The sequence below is a fragment of the Allobosea sp. P4_E12 genome (assembly GCF_056401655.1).
Genome location: NZ_JBFUIY010000020.1, coordinates 69,324 through 86,591, shown reverse-complemented (window position 1 = coordinate 86,591; position 17,268 = coordinate 69,324). Strand labels below are relative to the sequence as shown.

Genomic DNA, 17,268 nt, shown 5'->3' with positions numbered 1-17,268 from the left:
CCCAGCGGCACAGGCCGACCCCTTGAAGAGGACAAACCGATGGATGAACTGATCTCCCGCATCGTGGCGGCTTCCGGTCTTGATGAAGGCCTCGCCCGCAAGGCGATCGGCATCATCCTCGCCTTCCTGCAGAAGGAAGGCCCCGCCGCAGAGATCGAACAATTGATGTCCGCCCTGCCCGGCGCACAGGAGCTCGCTGATTCCGCCAATGGCGGCAAAGGCGGCCTGATGGGCATGGTTGGCGGCCTGATGGGCGGTAGCGGCGGCGTCATGGCACTCGGCGGGCAACTGATGGGCGCCGGGCTCTCGATGGGCCAGATCCAGAGCGTGTCCAAGGAGATGTTCGCGGTCGGCCGCGAAAAGGCCGGCGAAGACGCGATGGGCGCGATCGTCGGAGCGATTCCCGGGCTCGGCCAGTTCGTCTGATCGCCATTCCGGCTTGAGGTCGGAACGCCGCCCGGCAACGGGCGGCGTTTTTCGTTTCGGCCGGGGGTTTGCGCACGCGGCGTTGGACGAAGTAGGGATGGCGGTGCGTCTGCGCACGTGGCATCACGCATTCGCAATTGCAGCATGCCGCAAGCAGGGAGACCGGCGCGCATGAACTCGGCCTCGACATCCGATCTGCCCTTCATGGAGGCCTTTCCGCTGCCCGATCAGGCGCAGTGGCGCGCCGCCGTCGACAAGGTTCTGAAGGGTGCCGACTTCAAGAAGCGCCTCGTCGGGCGGACCGCCGACGGCATCCGCATCGAACCGCTCTATGCGGCAGTCAGCCCGCAGACGCGGCCGGCGCGGTCACAGGCCGGGCGCTGGCATGTCAGCACGCGGGTCGACCACCCCTCCCCCGCAGAGGCCCGCGACCTGGCGCTCGCCGATCTCGAAGGCGGCGCTGACGCGCTCGTTCTCAGCTTTGCCGGCGCCCGCGCGGCCCGAGGCTATGGGCTTGTCGCCGATGATGTCGCCACGCTGGATGCCGCGCTCGACGGCGTGATGCTCGACCTGATCAACTTGCGGATCGACCCCGCGGCGGGCGGCCGCATCAATGCGCTCCTGCTTGCCGCGCTTGTCGAGCGTCGTGGACTAGACCCCGCGACGACGACAATCGACTTCGGGCTCGACCCGATCGGCATCCTGGCCAGCCAGGGCGTGTTCGCGGCCTCCTGGCCCGAAATCGGTCGCCGCCTTGTCGAGACGATCGACGCACTGAAGGCGCGCGGATTCGCAGGCCCCTTCCTCACGGCCGATGGACGCCCCTATCAGGAGGCTGGCGCGAGCGAGGCGCAGGAACTCGGCGCGGTCATGGCGACCGCGATCGCCTATCTGCGTGCGCTGGAAGCCGACGGCATGTCGCTCGATCAGGCCCGCGACGCCATATCCTTCGTCCTCCTCGCCGATACCGACGAGTTCATGACCATCGCCAAGCTCCGGGCCGCTCGGCTGCTCTGGCAGCGCGTGCAGCAGGCGTGCGGGCTTGATCCCAAGCCCATGGTGCTGAACGCCGAGACGGCATGGCGCTCGCTGACCCGGCGCGACCCCTGGGTCAATCTGCTGCGTGCGACGGTCGCAACCTTCTCGGCCGGCATAGGCGGGGCGGACTCTCTCACCGTCCTGCCATTCACCGCCGCGCTCGGCCTGCCCGACGCCTTTGCCCGCCGCGTCGCCCGCAACACCCAGCTCGTCCTGCTGGAGGAAGCCAATCTCTGGCGCGTCGCCGACCCCGCCGCAGGGGCTGGCGGTTTCGAGGCTCTGACCCAGGCGCTATGCGAGCAGGCCTGGACCAAAATGCAGGATCTGGAGCGCGAAGCCAGTGACGGCCGGCCCGGCATCGTCGCGGCACTCACCAACGGACATGTCCAGCAGGGCCTTGCCCGACAGCGCGATATTCGCGCCAAGGCCATCGCGACCCGCCGGGAGCCGATCACGGGAACCAGCGAGTTCCCGAATCTCGCAGAGGCTCCGGTCAAGGTGCTCGACATCGCGCCGGTCGAGCGGACACGCTCCTCGCCATCCACGACCAGGGCAGCCGGTCAGGAGCAAGCGGTGTTGATCAGCCAGCTTGCAACGGGTGCGACGCGCGCGGATGCCTCGACGGCTCCTGAACAGGATGGGCTGAAGGTCGAAGCGCTGCCCTCAATGCGGCTGGCCGAGGCGTTCGAGGCCCTGCGCGACAAGGCGGATGTGCTGACGCAGGAGCGCGGCAAGCGCCCGAGCGTCTTCCTCGCGACGCTGGGGCCTGTCGCCGATTTCACGGGGCGCGCCGGCTTCGCGCGGAACCTGTTCGAGGCCGGAGGCCTCTCGGCTCCGGGCCATGACGGCTTCCCCGGCAATGGCGGGACCGACATTCCGGCACTGGTTGCGGCCTATCGGGCCTCGGGCGCGCGCCTCGCCTGCCTCTGCGGCTCGGACGCCGGCTATGCGGCAGAAGCGGTTGCCGCCTCGGAGGCGCTGCGCGCCCAGGGCGCGACGGTTTGGCTCGCCGGCAAGCCCGGTGAAATGGAACATGCGTTGAACCAGGCCGGTGTGGCCGCGTTCGTTTTTGCGGGAGCCGATGTCGTCGCCGCGCTTGAACAGGCGCAGGCGATCGCGGCTGCCTGATACGGAGAGCAGTGCCTTGACGCCCATCGCCCTCACCATTGCCGGCTCCGATTCCAGCGGCGGCGCCGGAATTCAGGCCGATCTCAAGACTTTTGCGGCGCATCAGGTCTATGGCGCCAGCGTCATCGTCGCGCTGACCGCGCAGAACACCACGGGCGTCACCGCCATCCACGCCGTACCGGCCAGTTTCGTCGCCCAGCAGATCGACGCCGTCTTTTCCGATCTCGACGTGGCGGCGGTGAAGATCGGCATGCTCGCCACGGCCGAACTGATCGCGACGGTTGCAGAGGGCCTGGTTCGACACAAGGCACGCAACATCGTGCTCGACCCGGTGATGGTCGCTGCTTCAGGGGCTCGTCTGCTCGAGGACAACGCCATTGACGCCATCCGCCGCCTGCTCTTCCCGCTCGCGACGCTGGTCACGCCCAACCTGCCGGAAGCAGCGGCGCTGCTTGGCTCCGCGATGGCGACAAGCGATGCGGCGATCGACGAACAGGCCGAGAGGCTGATCGGCTTCGGCGCCGAAAACGTGCTGTTGAAGGGCGGGCATGGCAGCGGCGAGACCAGCACGGATCTGTTGCTCCTGGCCGGAGGCCAGCGCCAGCGCTTCAGCGCGCCGCGCCATGATACGCGCAATACCCACGGCACCGGCTGCACGTTGTCCTCGGCGATCGCGTCCGGCCTGGCCAAGGGATTGGCGCTGCCCGAAGCGGTCGGCCAGGCGAAGACCTATATCTCGGCAGCCATCGCTGCCGCCGACCAGGTTCCGGTTGGCCATGGCCATGGACCGGTGCATCATTTCCACCATTGGTGGGACAGGACCGACGGGAGAAAGCCATGACCGCGATCCCGGATTTCACGACGCTCGCCTTCGACGATCGCACCCCGGCAGCGGCCCTGGTTCCGGCCCCGGCAATGGAGCCCTGGCTGACGCCGGAGAGCATCCCGGTCAAAGCCATCTATAGCGCGGCCGACCGCGACGGGCTTGGCTTCGTCGACAGCTTGCCGGGCCTGCCGCCCTATCTGCGTGGCCCCTACCCCACCATGTATGTCAACCAGCCCTGGACCATCCGGCAATATGCCGGCTTCTCCACGGCGGAGGATTCGAACGCCTTCTACCGGCGCAATCTCGCCGCCGGGCAGAAAGGGCTCTCGGTCGCCTTCGATCTCGCGACCCATCGCGGTTATGACAGCGACCATCCGCGCGTCGGTGGCGATGTCGGCATGGCAGGCGTCGCGATCGACTCGATCTACGACATGCGGACGCTGTTCTCCGGCATCCCGCTCGATCAGATGAGCGTGTCGATGACGATGAACGGCGCGGTCCTGCCGGTTCTTGCGCTCTATATCGTCGCGGCCGAGGAACAGGGCGTGCCGGCGGCCAAGCTCTCGGGGACCATCCAGAACGACATCCTCAAGGAGTTCATGGTCCGCAACACCTATATCTACCCGCCCTCGCCCTCGATGCGGATCATCGGCGACATCTTCGCCTATACCTCTGCGAACATGCCGAAATTCAACTCGATCTCGATTTCCGGCTATCACATGCAGGAGGCGGGAGCGACGCAGGACCTGGAACTCGGCTACACGCTTGCCGATGGCGTCGAGTATATCCGCGCCGGGCAGCAGGCCGGTCTCGGCGTCGATGTCTTCGCGCCGCGGCTCTCCTTCTTCTGGGCCATCGGCATGAACTTCTTCATGGAAGTGGCAAAGCTGCGCGCGGCCAGGCTGATCTGGGCCAAGCTCGTCAAGGATTTCGGCGCCCAGAACGAAAAATCCCTGCCGCTGCGCACGCATTGCCAGACCTCCGGCTGGTCTCTGACCGCGCAGGATGTGTTCAACAACGTGCCGCGCACGATGATCGAAGCGATGGCGGCGACGCAGGGCCACACCCAGTCGCTCCACACCAATGCGCTCGACGAAGCGCTGGCGCTGCCGACCGACTTTTCCGCCCGGATCGCCCGCAACACCCAGATCCTGCTGCAGCAGGAGAGCGGCACGAGCCGGATCATCGATCCCTGGGGCGGTTCCTACTATGTCGAGCGGCTCACCGCCGAACTCGCGGCCAAGGCCTGGACCCATATCCAGGAGGTCGAGGCGCTCGGCGGCATGGCCAAGGCGATCGAGGCCGGTATTCCGAAGCTGCGCATCGAGGAAGCAGCCGCCAAGACCCAGGCGCGCATCGACGGCAAGCAGCAGGCGATCATCGGGGTCAATATCTTCAAGCCGGAGAACGAGGCCTCGATCGATGTGCTCAAGGTCGACAATGCCTCGGTTCGCACCCAGCAGCTCGACAAGCTCCGTCGTCTCAAGGCCGAGCGAAACGAAGCCGAGACACAAGCCGCGCTGACGGCGCTCACCCATGGTGCCGCCGGCGACGCCAACCTGCTCGATCTCGCGGTCAAGGCGGCCCGCGCCAAGGCGACCGTCGGCGAGATTTCCATGGCGATGGAGACAGTCTTCGGGCGGCACCGGGCCGAGATCAAGTCGATTTCCGGCGTCTACAAGCGGGAGGTCGGCATGGAAAATCCGGCGGTGACACGCGTGCAGATGATGACTGAAGCCTTCGAGGAGGCCGATGGTCGCCGGCCGCGCATCCTCGTCGCCAAGATGGGCCAGGACGGGCATGACCGCGGTCAGAAGGTGATCGCGTCGGCCTTCGCCGATCTCGGTTTCGACGTCGATATCGGACCGCTTTTCGCGACGCCGGACGAAGCCGCGCGGCAGGCCGTGGAGAACGACGTCCATATCGTCGGCGTCTCCTCGCTGGCGGCCGGGCATCTGACGCTGGTGCCAGAGCTGAAGGCGGCGCTGGGCAAGGCCGGCCGGCCCGACATCATGATCGTGGTTGGCGGCGTGATCCCGCCCCAGGATTTCGAGGCGCTGATCGAAGCCGGTGCGAGCGCGATCTTCCCGCCGGGTACCGTGATCGCCGATGCGGCCGAGAAGCTGCTCGAGGAACTCAACCAGCGGCTCGGCTACAGCCAGCGCACCGCTGCGGAATAGCAGACGGGCGCGGCTGGAAGAGCCGCGCCCGCGCCATGATCACCAGCTGTCGCTACACGAGATCAACGCCAGCCGTAGCCGTAGCTCTCGTAGTGACGAGGGCGGGCATAGCGCCGGTCGTCCTCGCCGAAGCGGCGCCACTGACGCTGTCCCCAATAGCCGTGGAACGCGGGCGGTGCCGGGCGCCAGCCATAGGCCGGGCGCTCCTGATAGCGATCCCAGCGGCCGTCAAAGGCTGCGGCGGAGCCCGTCCCCGCCAGGCTTGCCGCGCCCAGGGTCGCAGCGCCGATGATGAAGGTCGCGAGGCCGGCTGAGGCGAGTTTGCGGAACATGGTCCTGATCCTGTGTGGCGGCCCGGGCGATCCCCTTGCCTGACACCGACATTCGCAGGTTCCGTCTGAACGGCCCTTGAGGGGGCTATTCACCAGCCGTTCAAGCGCTGGCCATTTGATCGCGCTTCAGGAGCAGGGAAGCCGCAATGACGACGAGCGCGACTGCGCCGATCATGATCGTGCAGGCCGCATTGATCTCAGGAGAGACGCCCAGCCTGACTGCCGAATAGAGCCGCATCGGCAGGGTCGTCGCGCCCGGCCCGGTCGTGAAGCTGGCAATCACGAGATCGTCGAGCGAGAGCGTGAAGGCGAGCATCCAGGCGGCGGCGACCGCCGGCCAGATCAGCGGCAGGGTCACGGTCCAGAAGGTGACGACAGGAGTGGCGCCGAGATCGCGCGCCGCTTCCTCCAGCGAACGGTCGAAGCCGGCGAGCCGCGACTGCACGACAATGCAGGCGAAGCCGAGGCTGAAGGTGGCGTGGGCGATCGTGACGGTCCAGAAGCCGCGCTCTACCTGCGCCGAGACGAAGAGTAGCAACAGCGACAGGCCGGTGATCACCTCCGGCATCACCAGCGGCGCCAGCACCATGCCGGAGAACAGGGTGCGCCCGCGAAAGGCGCCATAGCGTGCGAGCGCCAGCGCGGCCAAGGTCCCGAGCGCGGTGGCGACCGTCGCCGAGACGAAAGCGAGACGGATGCTGAGCCAAGCTGCGGTGAGCAAGGGCTCATTCGCCATCAGCGCGCCATACCAATGCGTCGAGAACCCGCCCCAGACCGTCACGAGCCGCGAGGCGTTGAAGGAGTAGGCGATGAGCGCGAGGATCGGCAGGTAGAGAAAGGCGAAGCCCGCCACCAGCGCCATGATCAAGCCGGGACCGAGCCGCTTCATGCCGCCCCTCCCCGCGTCAGCCGCGCCCGCTGCAGCAAAGCGAGCGGCGCGACCAGCACGAACAGCAGGACGACCGCGACGGCGGAGGCAAGCGGCCAGTCGCGGTTCGAGAAGAATTCGCTCCAGAGCACCTTGCCGATCATCACGGTATCGGGGCCGCCGAGCAGATCGGGAATGACGAACTCGCCGACCGCCGGAATGAAGACAAGCGCCGAACCCGCCAGGATGCCGGGGATGGACAGGGGCAGCGTCACCGTCGCGAAGGCGGTCGATGCCGGGGCACCGAGGTCGGCGGCAGCCTCCAGCAGCGAGCGATCGAGCTTCTGCAGCGTCGCGAAGAGCGGCAGCACCATGAAGGGCAGGTAGGAATAGACCATGCCGATCAGTACGGCGGCTTCCGTGTTGAGCAACCGCAGCGGCTCGCTCGTCACACCCATGCCCGTCAGGACCGTGTCGAGCAGCCCGTCGGGCCGCAGGATTCCGATCCAAGCGTAGACGCGGATCAGGAAGGAGGTCCAGAACGGCAGGATGACCAGCACCAGCAGGATGCCCTGCCAGCGCCTCGGCGCACTCGCCATCGCATAGGCCAGGGGATAGCCGATCGCGAGCGCGATCAGCGTCGTCAGCGCGGCGATACGCAGGGAGTAAAGATAGCTCTGCCAGTAGAGCGGGTCGTCACCAAGGAGCTTGAAGTTCTCGAGGTCCAGCGCAGCAATGAACTCGCCGAGCTGGGAGAAGCCCTGGAAATGCGGCGCATAGGGCGGCAGATCGGTCGCGGCGTCCGAGAACGCCATGCGCAGGACGATCGCAAAGGGCGCCAGGAAGAACAGCAGCAGCCAGAGATAGGGTACGGCCACGACCAGGCGGCCGAGCCGGCGCGCCGAAGCATTCCCCGTCCTCATGGCGGCAGGACCAGCCCGGCCTCAACATCCCAGGAGAGCCAGACCCTGTCCTCCCAGGCGAAGGGACGCTCGATCCGGCGCGTGCGGTTCGCAAGCGCAACCTTGAGCAATTGCCCGTCATCGCCGCCGACCATGACCTGCACCATGGTGAAATCGCCGAGATAGCCGATATCCCAGATCTCGCCGGCGACCTTGTTGACCGCCTGCACCGGCTCGTCATGGCTGAGCGTGATCTTTTCGGGCCTGAGGCCCACGAAGATCGTCTCTCCCGTGGCAAGCGAGGCCGTCTCCTCGTCGAGCTCGACCGCGCCGGCCATCGCCGTCTCGACCCGTACGATCTCGCCGGCGACGGATGTCACACGACCTTCGAGGATGTTGATGTCCCCGACGAATTCCGCGACGTAGCGGCTGGTCGGCGCCTCGTAGATCTCATCGGGCGGGCCGATCTGGACGAGCCGGCCATGGTTCATCACCGCCATGCGGTCGGCCATGGTCATCGCCTCGTCCTGGTCGTGGGTGACGACCATGAAGGTGAGGCCGAGTTCGCTCTGCAGATCCATCAGCTCGAACTGCGTCGACTCGCGCAGCTTGCGATCGAGCGCCGCCATCGGCTCGTCGAGCAGCAGGAGCTTCGGACGTTTGGCGAGCGAGCGTGCCAATGCGACGCGCTGGCGCTGGCCGCCGGACAGCTGGTCCGGGCGACGTTTCTCGAGCCCGTCGAGCTTGACCAGAGCCAGCATCTCGGCGACGCGGCGCGTGATCTCCTCGCGCGGCAGCCCTTCCCGTCTCAGGCCATAGGCGATGTTGTCGCCGACGCTGAGATGCGGGAACAGCGCATAGGACTGGAACATCATGTTGATCGGCCGGCGATGCGGCGGCACGGCGGTGATGTCGACGCCGTCGAGCAGGATCTCGCCGGCATCCGGCTGCTCGAACCCTGCCAGCATGCGCATCAATGTGGTCTTGCCGCATCCAGACGCGCCGAGCAGCGCGAAGAATTCGCGCGGGTAGAGCGCAAGCGACAGGTTGTCGACCGCCGTCACCATGTCGAAGCGCTTGGTGACATTTCGGAAGACCACCAGCGGCTCTGCCGCCGGGTCATTCCATGGCTGGAAGGCCCGGCGAACGCTGCCGGGCGAAGCCTTGCGCTTCGCCCGGAGCGGAGCCGCAGCCCCGGCATCGCGCGCGTTCATTTGCCGGTCTTGATGCGGGTCCAGAGCCGGTTGACCACCCTCTGGCTCTTCTGATCGTAGGGAGTGATCGTGTAGAGCCGGCTCATCACGGCTTCCGAGGGATAGATGCCGGGATTGTCGCGCACCGCCGCCGAAAGCAGCGGTTTTGAAGCGATATTGCCATTGGCATACTGGATGAAGTCGGAATTCTTCGCCGCCATCTCGGGCCGGTTGACGAAATCGATGAACTTCAGCGCCGCATCCGGATTGGCGGCATCCTTCGGAATGACGAAGGAATCGAACCACATCAGCGCGCCTTCCTTCGGGATGGAATAGGCGATCTCGACCTTGTTCTTGGCCTCTTCCGCCCGCTTTTTCGCCTGCAGGATGTCGCCGGAATAACCGACCGCGAGGCAGATATCGCCATTGGCGAGAGCGTTGATGTATTCCGAGGAATGGAATTTCTGGATGTGCGGGCGGATCTTGCGCAGCAATTCGCCGGCCTTGTTCAGATCCGCCTCGTTCTTCGAATCCGGATTCAGGCCGAGATAGCGCAGCGCCGCCGGGAACATCTCCTCGACCGCATCGAGGACGTGCACGCCGCAATTCGAGAGCTTCTTGAGCTGGTCGGGTTCGAACAGGATGCGCCAGGAATCGATCACCGCGTCGGGGCCGAGCCGCTCCTTGATCTTGGCGACGTTGTAGCCGATGCCGGTCGTGCCCCACATGTAGTTCACGGCAAACTTGTTGCCGGGATCATATTTCGCGAGACGCTGCTGGATCTCGGGCCAGGCGTTCTTCAGGTTCGGAACCTTGGCCGTGTCGATCGGCGTGTAGAGATTGAGCGGGATATGGCGCGGCAGAAACGAGGCCGTGACCACGATCAGGTCATAGCCGGTCTTGCCCGCGAGCAACTTGGTCTCGACCGTCTCCATCTGGTCGAAGGTGTCGTAGACGACTGTGATGCCGGTTTCCTTCTTGAAGGCATCAAGCACCTCCGGATCGACATAGTCCGACCAGTTGAAAATGCGCAGCTGCTTGTCCTGCGCGCTAGCGGCCGTGCCCGAAACCAGCGCCCATCCAAGCGCAATGGCTGTCGCAAGGCCCTTCAGCCCCCGTACCGATGAACCCAATCTGCCCCTCCTTAGCGGGTGAATCTCCACCCGGCGCGCGGCACGCTATCAGCTTGCAGCGAAGCCTCAACCACCTTTTCGTGAAGTCATGTCGCAGTGTCTTTTCTTGCGATGCCGCAATCGGGCTCACTATCGTCCTGCGATGCATCATCTGCGCCGCGTCCTGGCTCTCTTTGTCGTCCTTTTCCTGCTGCCCGTCGCGACGCATGCGGCCTGGTGGCAATTGCAGCCGCTCGCGGCCGACTGGCGCCGGGCGGACTGGTCCAGCGCCAGGCTCCTGCCGGCCGCAGCAACCGTGCCCGAAGCGACGATCCATGTCTTCGCTGCCCGCGTCGGGCGCTGGCGCGGGATCTTCGCGCATCATTCCTGGCTGGTGGTCAAGGAGGCGGGCGCGAGCGCCTATACACGCTTCGATGTCGTCGGCTGGGGCAATCCTGTGCGCATCAACCATCGCGAGGCCGATGGCCGCTGGTTCGGCAACGTGCCGGAGCTGGTGACGGAGGTGAAGGGCGCCGCCGCCGAGGCGCTGATTCCGCGCATTCGCGCGGCCGTGCAGAGCTATGCCTATAGCACGTCAGGCAGCTATTCCGCCTGGCCGGGGCCCAATTCGAACAGCTTCGTGCAGCACGTGCTCGCCGAGATTCCCGAACTCGCCCATGCCCTGCCGCCAACGGCGATCGGGAAGGACTGGCGCGATGACGGCCTGTTCCTCGGCATGGCGCCGAGCCGCACCGGCATCCAGGTCTCGCTCTTCGGGGTCGCCGGCATCACGCTGGCCTGGGTCGAAGGCGTCGAGGTCAATCTGCTTGGGCTCGTCACCGGATTCGACATCCGCCAGCCGGCGCTGAAGCTGCCGGGCTGGGGAAGAGTGGGCGTCTAGGCGCGCTCGGCATGCTGCCAAATCAGCCGCGGCATGCTCGCAATTTGGCAAGCAGGGATGGCCGGTTCGAGACCGGCCATGATGCTCCAGATCAGACCGCCTCGAAGGCCTGCGCCAGATCCGAGATCAGGTCCTCGATATTCTCGATGCCGACCGAGATCCGGATCAGGGCATCGGTGAGCCCGATCTCCTCCCGCAATTCGCGGGCGACCCCCGAATGGGTCATCGCGGCGGGATGCGAGACGAGCGTCTCCGTGCCGCCGAGGCTGACCGCGAGCTTCATGATCTGAAGATTGTCGAGCAGCGCGAACGCTTCCTTCTCGCCACCCTTGACGTCGAAGGAGAAGGTCGAGCCCGGCGCCGAGCATTGCTTGTCGAAGACCGGCTTGCGCGGATCGCCATCCTTCAGATCGCCAAGGTAATGCAGCTTGGCAACCTTGGGATGGCTCGCGAGATACTCCGCCACAAGTCGGGCGTTCTCGTTGGCGCGGCTCATGCGGATGTCGAGCGTCTCCAGCGAACGCATCAGCATCCAGCAGGAATTCGGATCAAGCTGCGTGCCGAGCGACGAGCGCCAGCCCTTGACCTGGCGGACGAGCGCATCCTTGCCGCTGATCGAGCCGCCGACGAGATCGCTATGCCCGCCGACATATTTGGTGAGCGACAGCAGCGAGAGATCGGCGCCATGCTGCAGCGGCTTCTGGAATTTCGGGCCGAGCATGGTGTTGTCGACCACCACGGGCGGGCGATGCCCCTGCGACTTCTCGAGCTCGTCGGCGATCATCGCGCAGGCTGCGAGATCGACCAGCCCATTGGTCGGGTTGGCCGGCGTCTCGACCAGGATCATCCCGACGCGCCCCTTGGCGGCAGCGGCCTTGGCGGTCGCACGCATCTGCGCGACATCGACGCCGTCGGTGAAGCCGAAAGGCGTCACCCCGAAGGCGCCCATCTGGTTCTTCAGCAGCGTCTCGGTGCCGCCATAGAGCGGCCGGCTGTGGATGACGGTGTCGCCCGGGCGCAGGAAGGCGAAGCAGGTCGTTGCGATGGCCGCCATGCCGCTGGCGAAGACCGCGCAGCGTTCGGCCTCGTCCCAGATTGCCAGGCGATCCTCGAGGATCTCCATGTTCGGATGGTTGAAGCGCGAATAGACCAGGCCGGACTTCTCGCCGGGCTTGAGCTGGCGGCGCCCCGAGGTGAGGTCGAAGAAATCCTTGCCCTGCTGCGCGCTCTCGAAAACGAAGGTCGAGGTCAGGAAGACCGGCGGCTTGAGCGAACCCTCCGACATCGCCGGCGAGTAGCCATAGCCCATCATCAGCGTCTCGGGATGGAGCTTGCGGTTGGCGATGCGGTCCTTGTGATAATTGTCCTGGCTCATCGCACTCTCCTCTGCCGGTCAGGCTGCCGACCTTGCGGCACCAGAAAGGCAGGTTAGGCCGATCCGCGCGGCATTGCATGAATGATCCCGTCGGGATTACATCCCGTTTGCGCATCTTCCTGCTCAGATATCGAATTCGAGGAGCATCTTATGCTCGATACGACAGACCGCCGTATGCTTGCCGTGCTGCAGGAGGACGGACGCATCACCAATCAGGACCTGTCGCAGAAGATCGGCCTGTCGCCGACGCCCTGCCTGCGCCGGCTGAAGCGACTGGAAGAGACGGGCGTGATCAGGGGCTATGCCGCGGTCGTCGATCCCAAGGCCTATGGCCTACCCTTCAGCGTCTTTGTCTCGATCCGCCTGAGCCAGCAGACCCAGGAGCATATCAGCGAGTTCGAGAAGGCCGTCGAGAGCTGGAATGAGGTCGCGGAGTGCTACCTGATGACCGGGTCTCAGGATTACCTTTTGCGGGTGCTGACGGACGGGATCGAGGGCTATGAGCGCTTCCTGAAGCAGAAAATCACGCGGCTGAAATGCATCCACTCGGTCGAATCCAATTTCGCGATGGCGACCATCAAGAAGCGCAACGGCCTGCCACCGCTCTGAGCCCTATCTGCCGCCAAACAGCGCCTGCGCCGCCGCATTCGCCATCTTCCCCTGCTCATGACCGACGCCCGGCACGACGATTTCGCGCCATGGGCTTGCAACACCGAGGCGCTTGGCTTCTGCGGCTGCAACTCGCGTGAAATTCTCTCCACGCGCGAAGCGGTTGGAGCCTTGCGCCTCTGCGCCCCTGGACTTGTTGAGTTGCGGGTGGCCCGGGTCGGTATCCTGATCGCCCAGCATGATCAGCATCGGTTTGGCGAGGGCGGCCTTCGTGCTCGCCTCGGTCGCCGGCGTGCCGTCGAGCGAATAGGGGTAGCTGAAGCCGCCGGCCGCCTCTTTGCCGACAGGCAATGTGTAGTAGCCGGCATTGGCGGTGACCGCTGTCGAGAACCGCGCCTCCGGCATCAGGATCGCCATGCGGTGGACGAACTGCGCCCCGGCTGAATGGCCAAACAGCACATAGCCCGTGTCCGTGACACGACTGCTCTTCAAGGCCTGGTCATAGAAGCGCTCGATGACCGAGTAGACCCATTTCGCCCGGTCCGGCTCCCCCTGGACTCCGCCCTGCTGATAGAGGCGTGTCGGAAAGCGCTCCTTGTCGAAATGCGGGGCGGCAATGATCAGGCCGTGCCGGTCTGCCGCCTCGACCCAGCTGTCGCGCGCCGACGCGGCGTTGCGCAGCAGTCCGTGCAGCGAGATCACCAGTGGGCAGCGCTTGTCGGCGCAGGCCTGCGGCACATAGGTCTCGATGTTGATGGTCTCGGTACCGGTGGGCGAAACGTCCTCATGCAGGACATGCGAGCGCCCGGCTTCCTGGAACGGGGTCAGGTCATGCGCCTGCCCGGCCAGAGGCATGAGCACAAGCAGGCACGCAGCGCGCAACAACACTCGTGGCATCGACGTCCCCCTGAAGGCAGCGCGATGCTGCCCCCAAGACGAACCGCTCCGCAAGCCTCAGGAGCCTGTACGGTCCATGGCGCGCCGCACCACCTGCGTCACTTCGCTGTCCGTCAGGAACAGATCATGCCTCAGCATGCTCCAGCCGCGGCCGGAAGTGTCGGCGACACGCACGCCCAGAGCCTCGAGCCGCGAGCGCTCGGCCGCGCCGGCCCGCGCCACGCCACCGGCGATACGCGAGGAGATGGCGAGGGCCCTGTCATCGGGGTCGATGATCAGGGTCATGCGCTGGGCAAGCGGACCCAGCCGCGAGACCGTCTGCTCGAACGCGTCGATGTCGATATCGGGCGATGCGAAGACGATCGAGCCGATCTGCGAGGAGACGTCGGCGGAGTCCCGGAGCTCCCGCAGGCCTTCCAGCGTCAGGAATGTGCCCATCGAATGCGCGACGATGTGGATGCGCCCCACGGTCGGGTTGGCGACGAGGGCGCGCAAGGCCTGGACGAAGCCCTCGCGCGACCACAGCGCGCTCTCGCGGTCATAGCCGTAGTCGAAGAGCTTGCCGCCGGAGGGCCAGGTGAAGAGCGCGGTGCGCCCCTGGAACTTCAGCGCATGCGAAAGCTGCCCGGCGCTGCGGGCGGCGGATTCGAATGTCTCGTTATAGCCGTGGACGTAGAGCAGCACGTCACGCCCGGTCGCAGCCTCGCCGAAGGCACGGGCCGCATTGGTCGAGGTCCGGTTGCTGACACCGACGACGCGCCAGTCGCTGCCGACGGTCGCCGCGACAACCCCGCGTCCCGGAGGGGAAAGCCGCGCTTCGGCGAAACTCAGGCCCGTGCCACGATCCGGCCCGAAGAACGGCTCGCGGTCACCGAGAGACTTTCGCGTGGTCGCGACCAGGAGCACCGGCTCCCTGCCGAAAGGGGACGACTCCGCATGGGCCGTTTCCGAGAATGGCGAGATCGCCGCCTCTGTCTGCGCGCAGGCCGACAATGCGAGCGAAAGCAGCGCTGCAAGCGCAACGAAGCGACGGGAAGGGGCGTGCCGCGCAGCGGACATGGGCGATCGAGAATTCCAGTGTTGCAGGAATGCGGGCGGAAATGGCCAGCCCGGCCTTAAGGCCAAGCTAACGCGGCCATAATGGGGCAACCTTGCAGCAATCTTCGCGCAAGGCTCGCGCGTGTCCCTGGTGCAACAGCCGCTCTATTGCTGGATAATCGCAGCCGGGGCCGTGACCACGAGCTCCAGCGTGCCGCCGACGGTGCCGACCACGCCGCCGGCGATATCGCCCAGGCGATCGCCGAATTGAGGGCCGCGCATTGCGATTCCCCTGTCCGCCTGCAGTCGCTTGCCGATCATCTGGACGACCTTGGGCGAGGCGGCGAACTTGCCGTGGTTGAGATTGTCGCTGGTCGAAACATCGGACAGATCGATGATATCGACCCCGGATTTCGCCAGCTCCGCGACCGTATCCTTGTCGCTCGCGGAAATCGCCCCCAGGCGCTTCTTGTCGCCGGCGAAGCGGCGCGAAAATTCGAGCGCCTTGTCGTCGGCCGAGACAAAGACCGTCACCGGCGTCTTGATCTCGCGCATCACGGTCTTGAACACATCGAGATCGACATCGGGCGCAGCCAACATGACGTTGCGGAGCTTTCCGCCGAAATTGCCGTCGCCGCGAATGGATGCCTGCCGCAGGGTTTCCAGCGTCAGCTGCGTTCCCATGGAATGGGCGAGGATGTCGATGCGGCTCGGACCGAGGTCCTTGGCGATCGCGCGCAGGTTCATCTCGAGGAAATCGCGGGAATAGAAGGCGCTTTCCCGGTCGTAAGGGTAGGCCAATAGCTGCCCGCGCGAGGGCCAGGTGAACAGCACCGGCACGCCCTTGAAATCCGAGTCATGGACGATCTGGGCGAAACGATAGGCCGCATCGGCAAAGCTCGTGTTGTAGCCGTGAACGAAGACGAGGACCTCGCGCTCCTTTGCCGGCCTTGCCGCGATCTCGCGCCGGACGCGCGCGACAATCGGGGAGAGGTCGATCCGCTCCACCGAAGTCACCGCGAAATGCTCGGCCGGGTTGGTCTTGCCGTAGCTGCCGGGAAGCTCGAGCTCACCCGACTTGTGCGCCTTCGGCACCGAGATATCGATCTTGGCGAAGGAGAGGTGTTGTCCCCGTTCTCCGGTGAAATATTGCGGTTCCGCCCCCATCTCACGGGTCGAGGCCACGAAAATCCGCACGGTCCCGACGATATCGGCTGGATTGACGCTGGTGAGCGACAGGTCTCTGGGCGGGCCGCCGCATGCCGCGAGGCCAAGTGGAGCCAGCAAGGCCAGCGCAATCAATCGAACCCGGAACGCCGCACGCATCATGACCGATCTCGTCTCATTGACGTTGCGGATGTTCAAGAGGCGCGGATGACACAGTGATGACCGAACTCGCGGCTTGTCGCCCGAGCCCAAGGCTTGCTAGGTGCCTGTCATGGCTGACGTCTCCACCCTCGCCGATGCAATTCTCTCCGGTGAACGGGCGGCCCTGGCGCGTGCCATCACGCTCGTGGAATCCCGCCGGGCCGATCATCGCAGGCAGGCCCATGCCCTGATCCAGCAGGTGCTGCCGCACACCGGAAAATCGATCCGGGTCGGCATCACCGGCGTTCCCGGGGTCGGCAAGTCGACCACCATCGATGCACTCGGCACCTACCTGACAGGGCTCGGTCACAAGGTCGCCGTGCTGGCGGTCGATCCATCCTCGACGCGGAGCGGCGGTTCGATCCTGGGTGACAAGACGCGGATGGCCCGCCTTGCCATCGACCCCAGCGCCTATATCCGCCCCTCCCCGTCTTCCGGCACGCTCGGTGGCGTCGCAGCCAAGACGCGCGAAACGATGCTGCTCTGCGAGGCCGCCGGCTTCGACGTCATCCTGGTCGAGACGGTGGGCGTCGGCCAGTCGGAGACCGCGGTCGCCGATCTCACCGATTTCTTTCTCGTGCTGATGCTGCCCAATGCCGGCGACGAATTGCAGGGCATCAAGAAGGGCATCATCGAGCTCGCCGACATGATCGCCGTCAACAAGGCGGACGGCGCCGGAGCCGTGGCGGCGAAGGCCGCAGCGGCGCAGTACCGCGCGGCCCTGCACATTCTCGCTCCCGTATCGAGCGTCTGGTCCACTCCGGTGGTGACGGTCTCGGGGCTGACGGGCGATGGGCTCGACACGCTCTGGGCGAAGGTCGAGGATCATCGCCAGCGGATGGGTGCGAGGAACCTGATCCAGGAGAAGCGTCGCCAGCAGGACGTCAAATGGATGTGGGCCATGGTCGAAGACCGCCTGCGCGCCAGGCTCCGCCATGATCCCGTCCTCAAGGCACGGACCCCCGCGCTTGAAGCAGCCGTCGGGGCAGGAGAACTCAACCCCACCCTGGCGGCCGACGAGATCGCGCGGGCGCTCGGCCTTTGAGGTGAGTGATCGCGACGGATGGGGCTGGCC

General features: G+C 65.8%; 16 protein-coding genes. 7 read left to right on the top strand and 9 right to left on the bottom strand.

Annotation, left to right across the window (positions count from 1 at the left end):
- Positions 1 to 39 precede the first annotated feature (39 nt).
- The 4 genes from AC1DW9_RS23850 to scpA all read left to right on the top strand — a co-directional run bounded on the left by AC1DW9_RS23850 (position 40) and on the right by scpA (position 5,598).
- A complete protein-coding gene (locus AC1DW9_RS23850; protein ID WP_441489138.1) occupies positions 40 to 426 on the top strand; it encodes a DUF2267 domain-containing protein in 387 nt (128 codons plus the stop codon).
- A gap of 171 nt (positions 427 to 597) precedes the next feature.
- Positions 598 to 2,592: a methylmalonyl-CoA mutase family protein gene (locus AC1DW9_RS23845; RefSeq protein WP_441506618.1), complete on the top strand. Its 1,995-nt coding sequence runs from the start codon at positions 598 to 600 to the stop codon at positions 2,590 to 2,592.
- A 16-nt stretch (positions 2,593 to 2,608) separates the two neighbouring features.
- The gene (thiD, locus tag AC1DW9_RS23840) at positions 2,609 to 3,433 is read left to right on the top strand and encodes a bifunctional hydroxymethylpyrimidine kinase/phosphomethylpyrimidine kinase (RefSeq protein WP_441489136.1); all 825 of its coding nucleotides are present in this window, start codon (positions 2,609 to 2,611) and stop codon (positions 3,431 to 3,433) included.
- The gene (scpA, locus tag AC1DW9_RS23835; RefSeq protein WP_441506619.1) at positions 3,430 to 5,598 is read left to right on the top strand and encodes a methylmalonyl-CoA mutase; all 2,169 of its coding nucleotides are present in this window, start codon (positions 3,430 to 3,432) and stop codon (positions 5,596 to 5,598) included. Before thiD ends, scpA begins: the two co-directional genes overlap by 4 nt.
- Before the next feature lie 62 nt (positions 5,599 to 5,660).
- On the opposite strand, the gene AC1DW9_RS23830 is transcribed toward scpA, so the two are convergent.
- From AC1DW9_RS23830 to AC1DW9_RS23810, 5 genes are all read right to left on the bottom strand, one after another.
- The gene (locus AC1DW9_RS23830) at positions 5,661 to 5,930 is read right to left on the bottom strand and encodes a hypothetical protein (RefSeq protein WP_069877276.1); all 270 of its coding nucleotides are present in this window, start codon (positions 5,928 to 5,930) and stop codon (positions 5,661 to 5,663) included.
- A gap of 100 nt (positions 5,931 to 6,030) precedes the next feature.
- Positions 6,031 to 6,819 carry an ABC transporter permease gene (locus AC1DW9_RS23825; protein WP_441489134.1) on the bottom strand — a complete coding sequence of 263 codons (789 nt, stop codon included), beginning with the start codon at positions 6,817 to 6,819 and terminating at the stop codon, positions 6,031 to 6,033.
- A complete protein-coding gene (locus tag AC1DW9_RS23820) occupies positions 6,816 to 7,682 on the bottom strand; it encodes an ABC transporter permease (RefSeq protein ID WP_441506667.1) in 867 nt (288 codons plus the stop codon). The genes AC1DW9_RS23825 and AC1DW9_RS23820 overlap by 4 nt, the downstream gene beginning before the upstream one ends.
- Positions 7,683 to 7,717: 35 nt before the next feature.
- The gene (locus AC1DW9_RS23815; protein ID WP_441506620.1) at positions 7,718 to 8,914 is read right to left on the bottom strand and encodes an ABC transporter ATP-binding protein; all 1,197 of its coding nucleotides are present in this window, start codon (positions 8,912 to 8,914) and stop codon (positions 7,718 to 7,720) included.
- Positions 8,911 to 10,026, bottom strand: a complete 1,116-nt coding sequence (locus tag AC1DW9_RS23810) for a polyamine ABC transporter substrate-binding protein (RefSeq protein WP_441478792.1) — start codon at positions 10,024 to 10,026, stop codon at positions 8,911 to 8,913. The genes AC1DW9_RS23815 and AC1DW9_RS23810 overlap by 4 nt, the downstream gene beginning before the upstream one ends.
- Before the next feature lie 142 nt (positions 10,027 to 10,168).
- Here AC1DW9_RS23810 and AC1DW9_RS23805 point away from each other — a divergent pair, with 142 nt between their 5' ends.
- A complete protein-coding gene (locus tag AC1DW9_RS23805; RefSeq protein ID WP_441506621.1) occupies positions 10,169 to 10,906 on the top strand; it encodes a DUF3750 domain-containing protein in 738 nt (245 codons plus the stop codon).
- A gap of 91 nt (positions 10,907 to 10,997) precedes the next feature.
- On the opposite strand, the gene AC1DW9_RS23800 is transcribed toward AC1DW9_RS23805, so the two are convergent.
- The gene (locus AC1DW9_RS23800) at positions 10,998 to 12,281 is read right to left on the bottom strand and encodes a cystathionine gamma-synthase family protein (RefSeq protein WP_441506622.1); all 1,284 of its coding nucleotides are present in this window, start codon (positions 12,279 to 12,281) and stop codon (positions 10,998 to 11,000) included.
- A gap of 150 nt (positions 12,282 to 12,431) precedes the next feature.
- Between AC1DW9_RS23800 and AC1DW9_RS23795 the strand changes: the two genes are divergently transcribed.
- Positions 12,432 to 12,890: an Lrp/AsnC family transcriptional regulator gene (locus AC1DW9_RS23795; protein WP_441489131.1), complete on the top strand. Its 459-nt coding sequence runs from the start codon at positions 12,432 to 12,434 to the stop codon at positions 12,888 to 12,890.
- A 3-nt stretch (positions 12,891 to 12,893) separates the two neighbouring features.
- On the opposite strand, the gene AC1DW9_RS23790 is transcribed toward AC1DW9_RS23795, so the two are convergent.
- From AC1DW9_RS23790 to AC1DW9_RS23780, 3 genes are all read right to left on the bottom strand, one after another.
- On the bottom strand, positions 12,894 to 13,787 hold the full coding sequence (locus AC1DW9_RS23790; RefSeq protein ID WP_441506623.1) for an alpha/beta hydrolase family protein: 894 nt from the start codon (positions 13,785 to 13,787) through the stop codon (positions 12,894 to 12,896).
- Between the two features lie 57 nt (positions 13,788 to 13,844).
- Complete coding sequence (locus AC1DW9_RS23785) at positions 13,845 to 14,846, bottom strand: alpha/beta hydrolase (RefSeq protein WP_441489129.1); 1,002 nt, start codon at positions 14,844 to 14,846, stop codon at positions 13,845 to 13,847.
- Between the two features lie 144 nt (positions 14,847 to 14,990).
- Entirely contained in the window at positions 14,991 to 16,154 is a 1,164-nt protein-coding gene (locus AC1DW9_RS23780; RefSeq protein WP_476769288.1) for an alpha/beta hydrolase, read from the bottom strand.
- A 109-nt stretch (positions 16,155 to 16,263) separates the two neighbouring features.
- Between AC1DW9_RS23780 and meaB the strand changes: the two genes are divergently transcribed.
- Positions 16,264 to 17,238 (top strand): methylmalonyl Co-A mutase-associated GTPase MeaB, encoded by a 975-nt coding sequence (gene meaB, locus AC1DW9_RS23775; protein ID WP_441506625.1) that lies wholly within the window; start codon positions 16,264 to 16,266, stop codon positions 17,236 to 17,238.
- Positions 17,239 to 17,268: the final 30 nt, after the last annotated feature.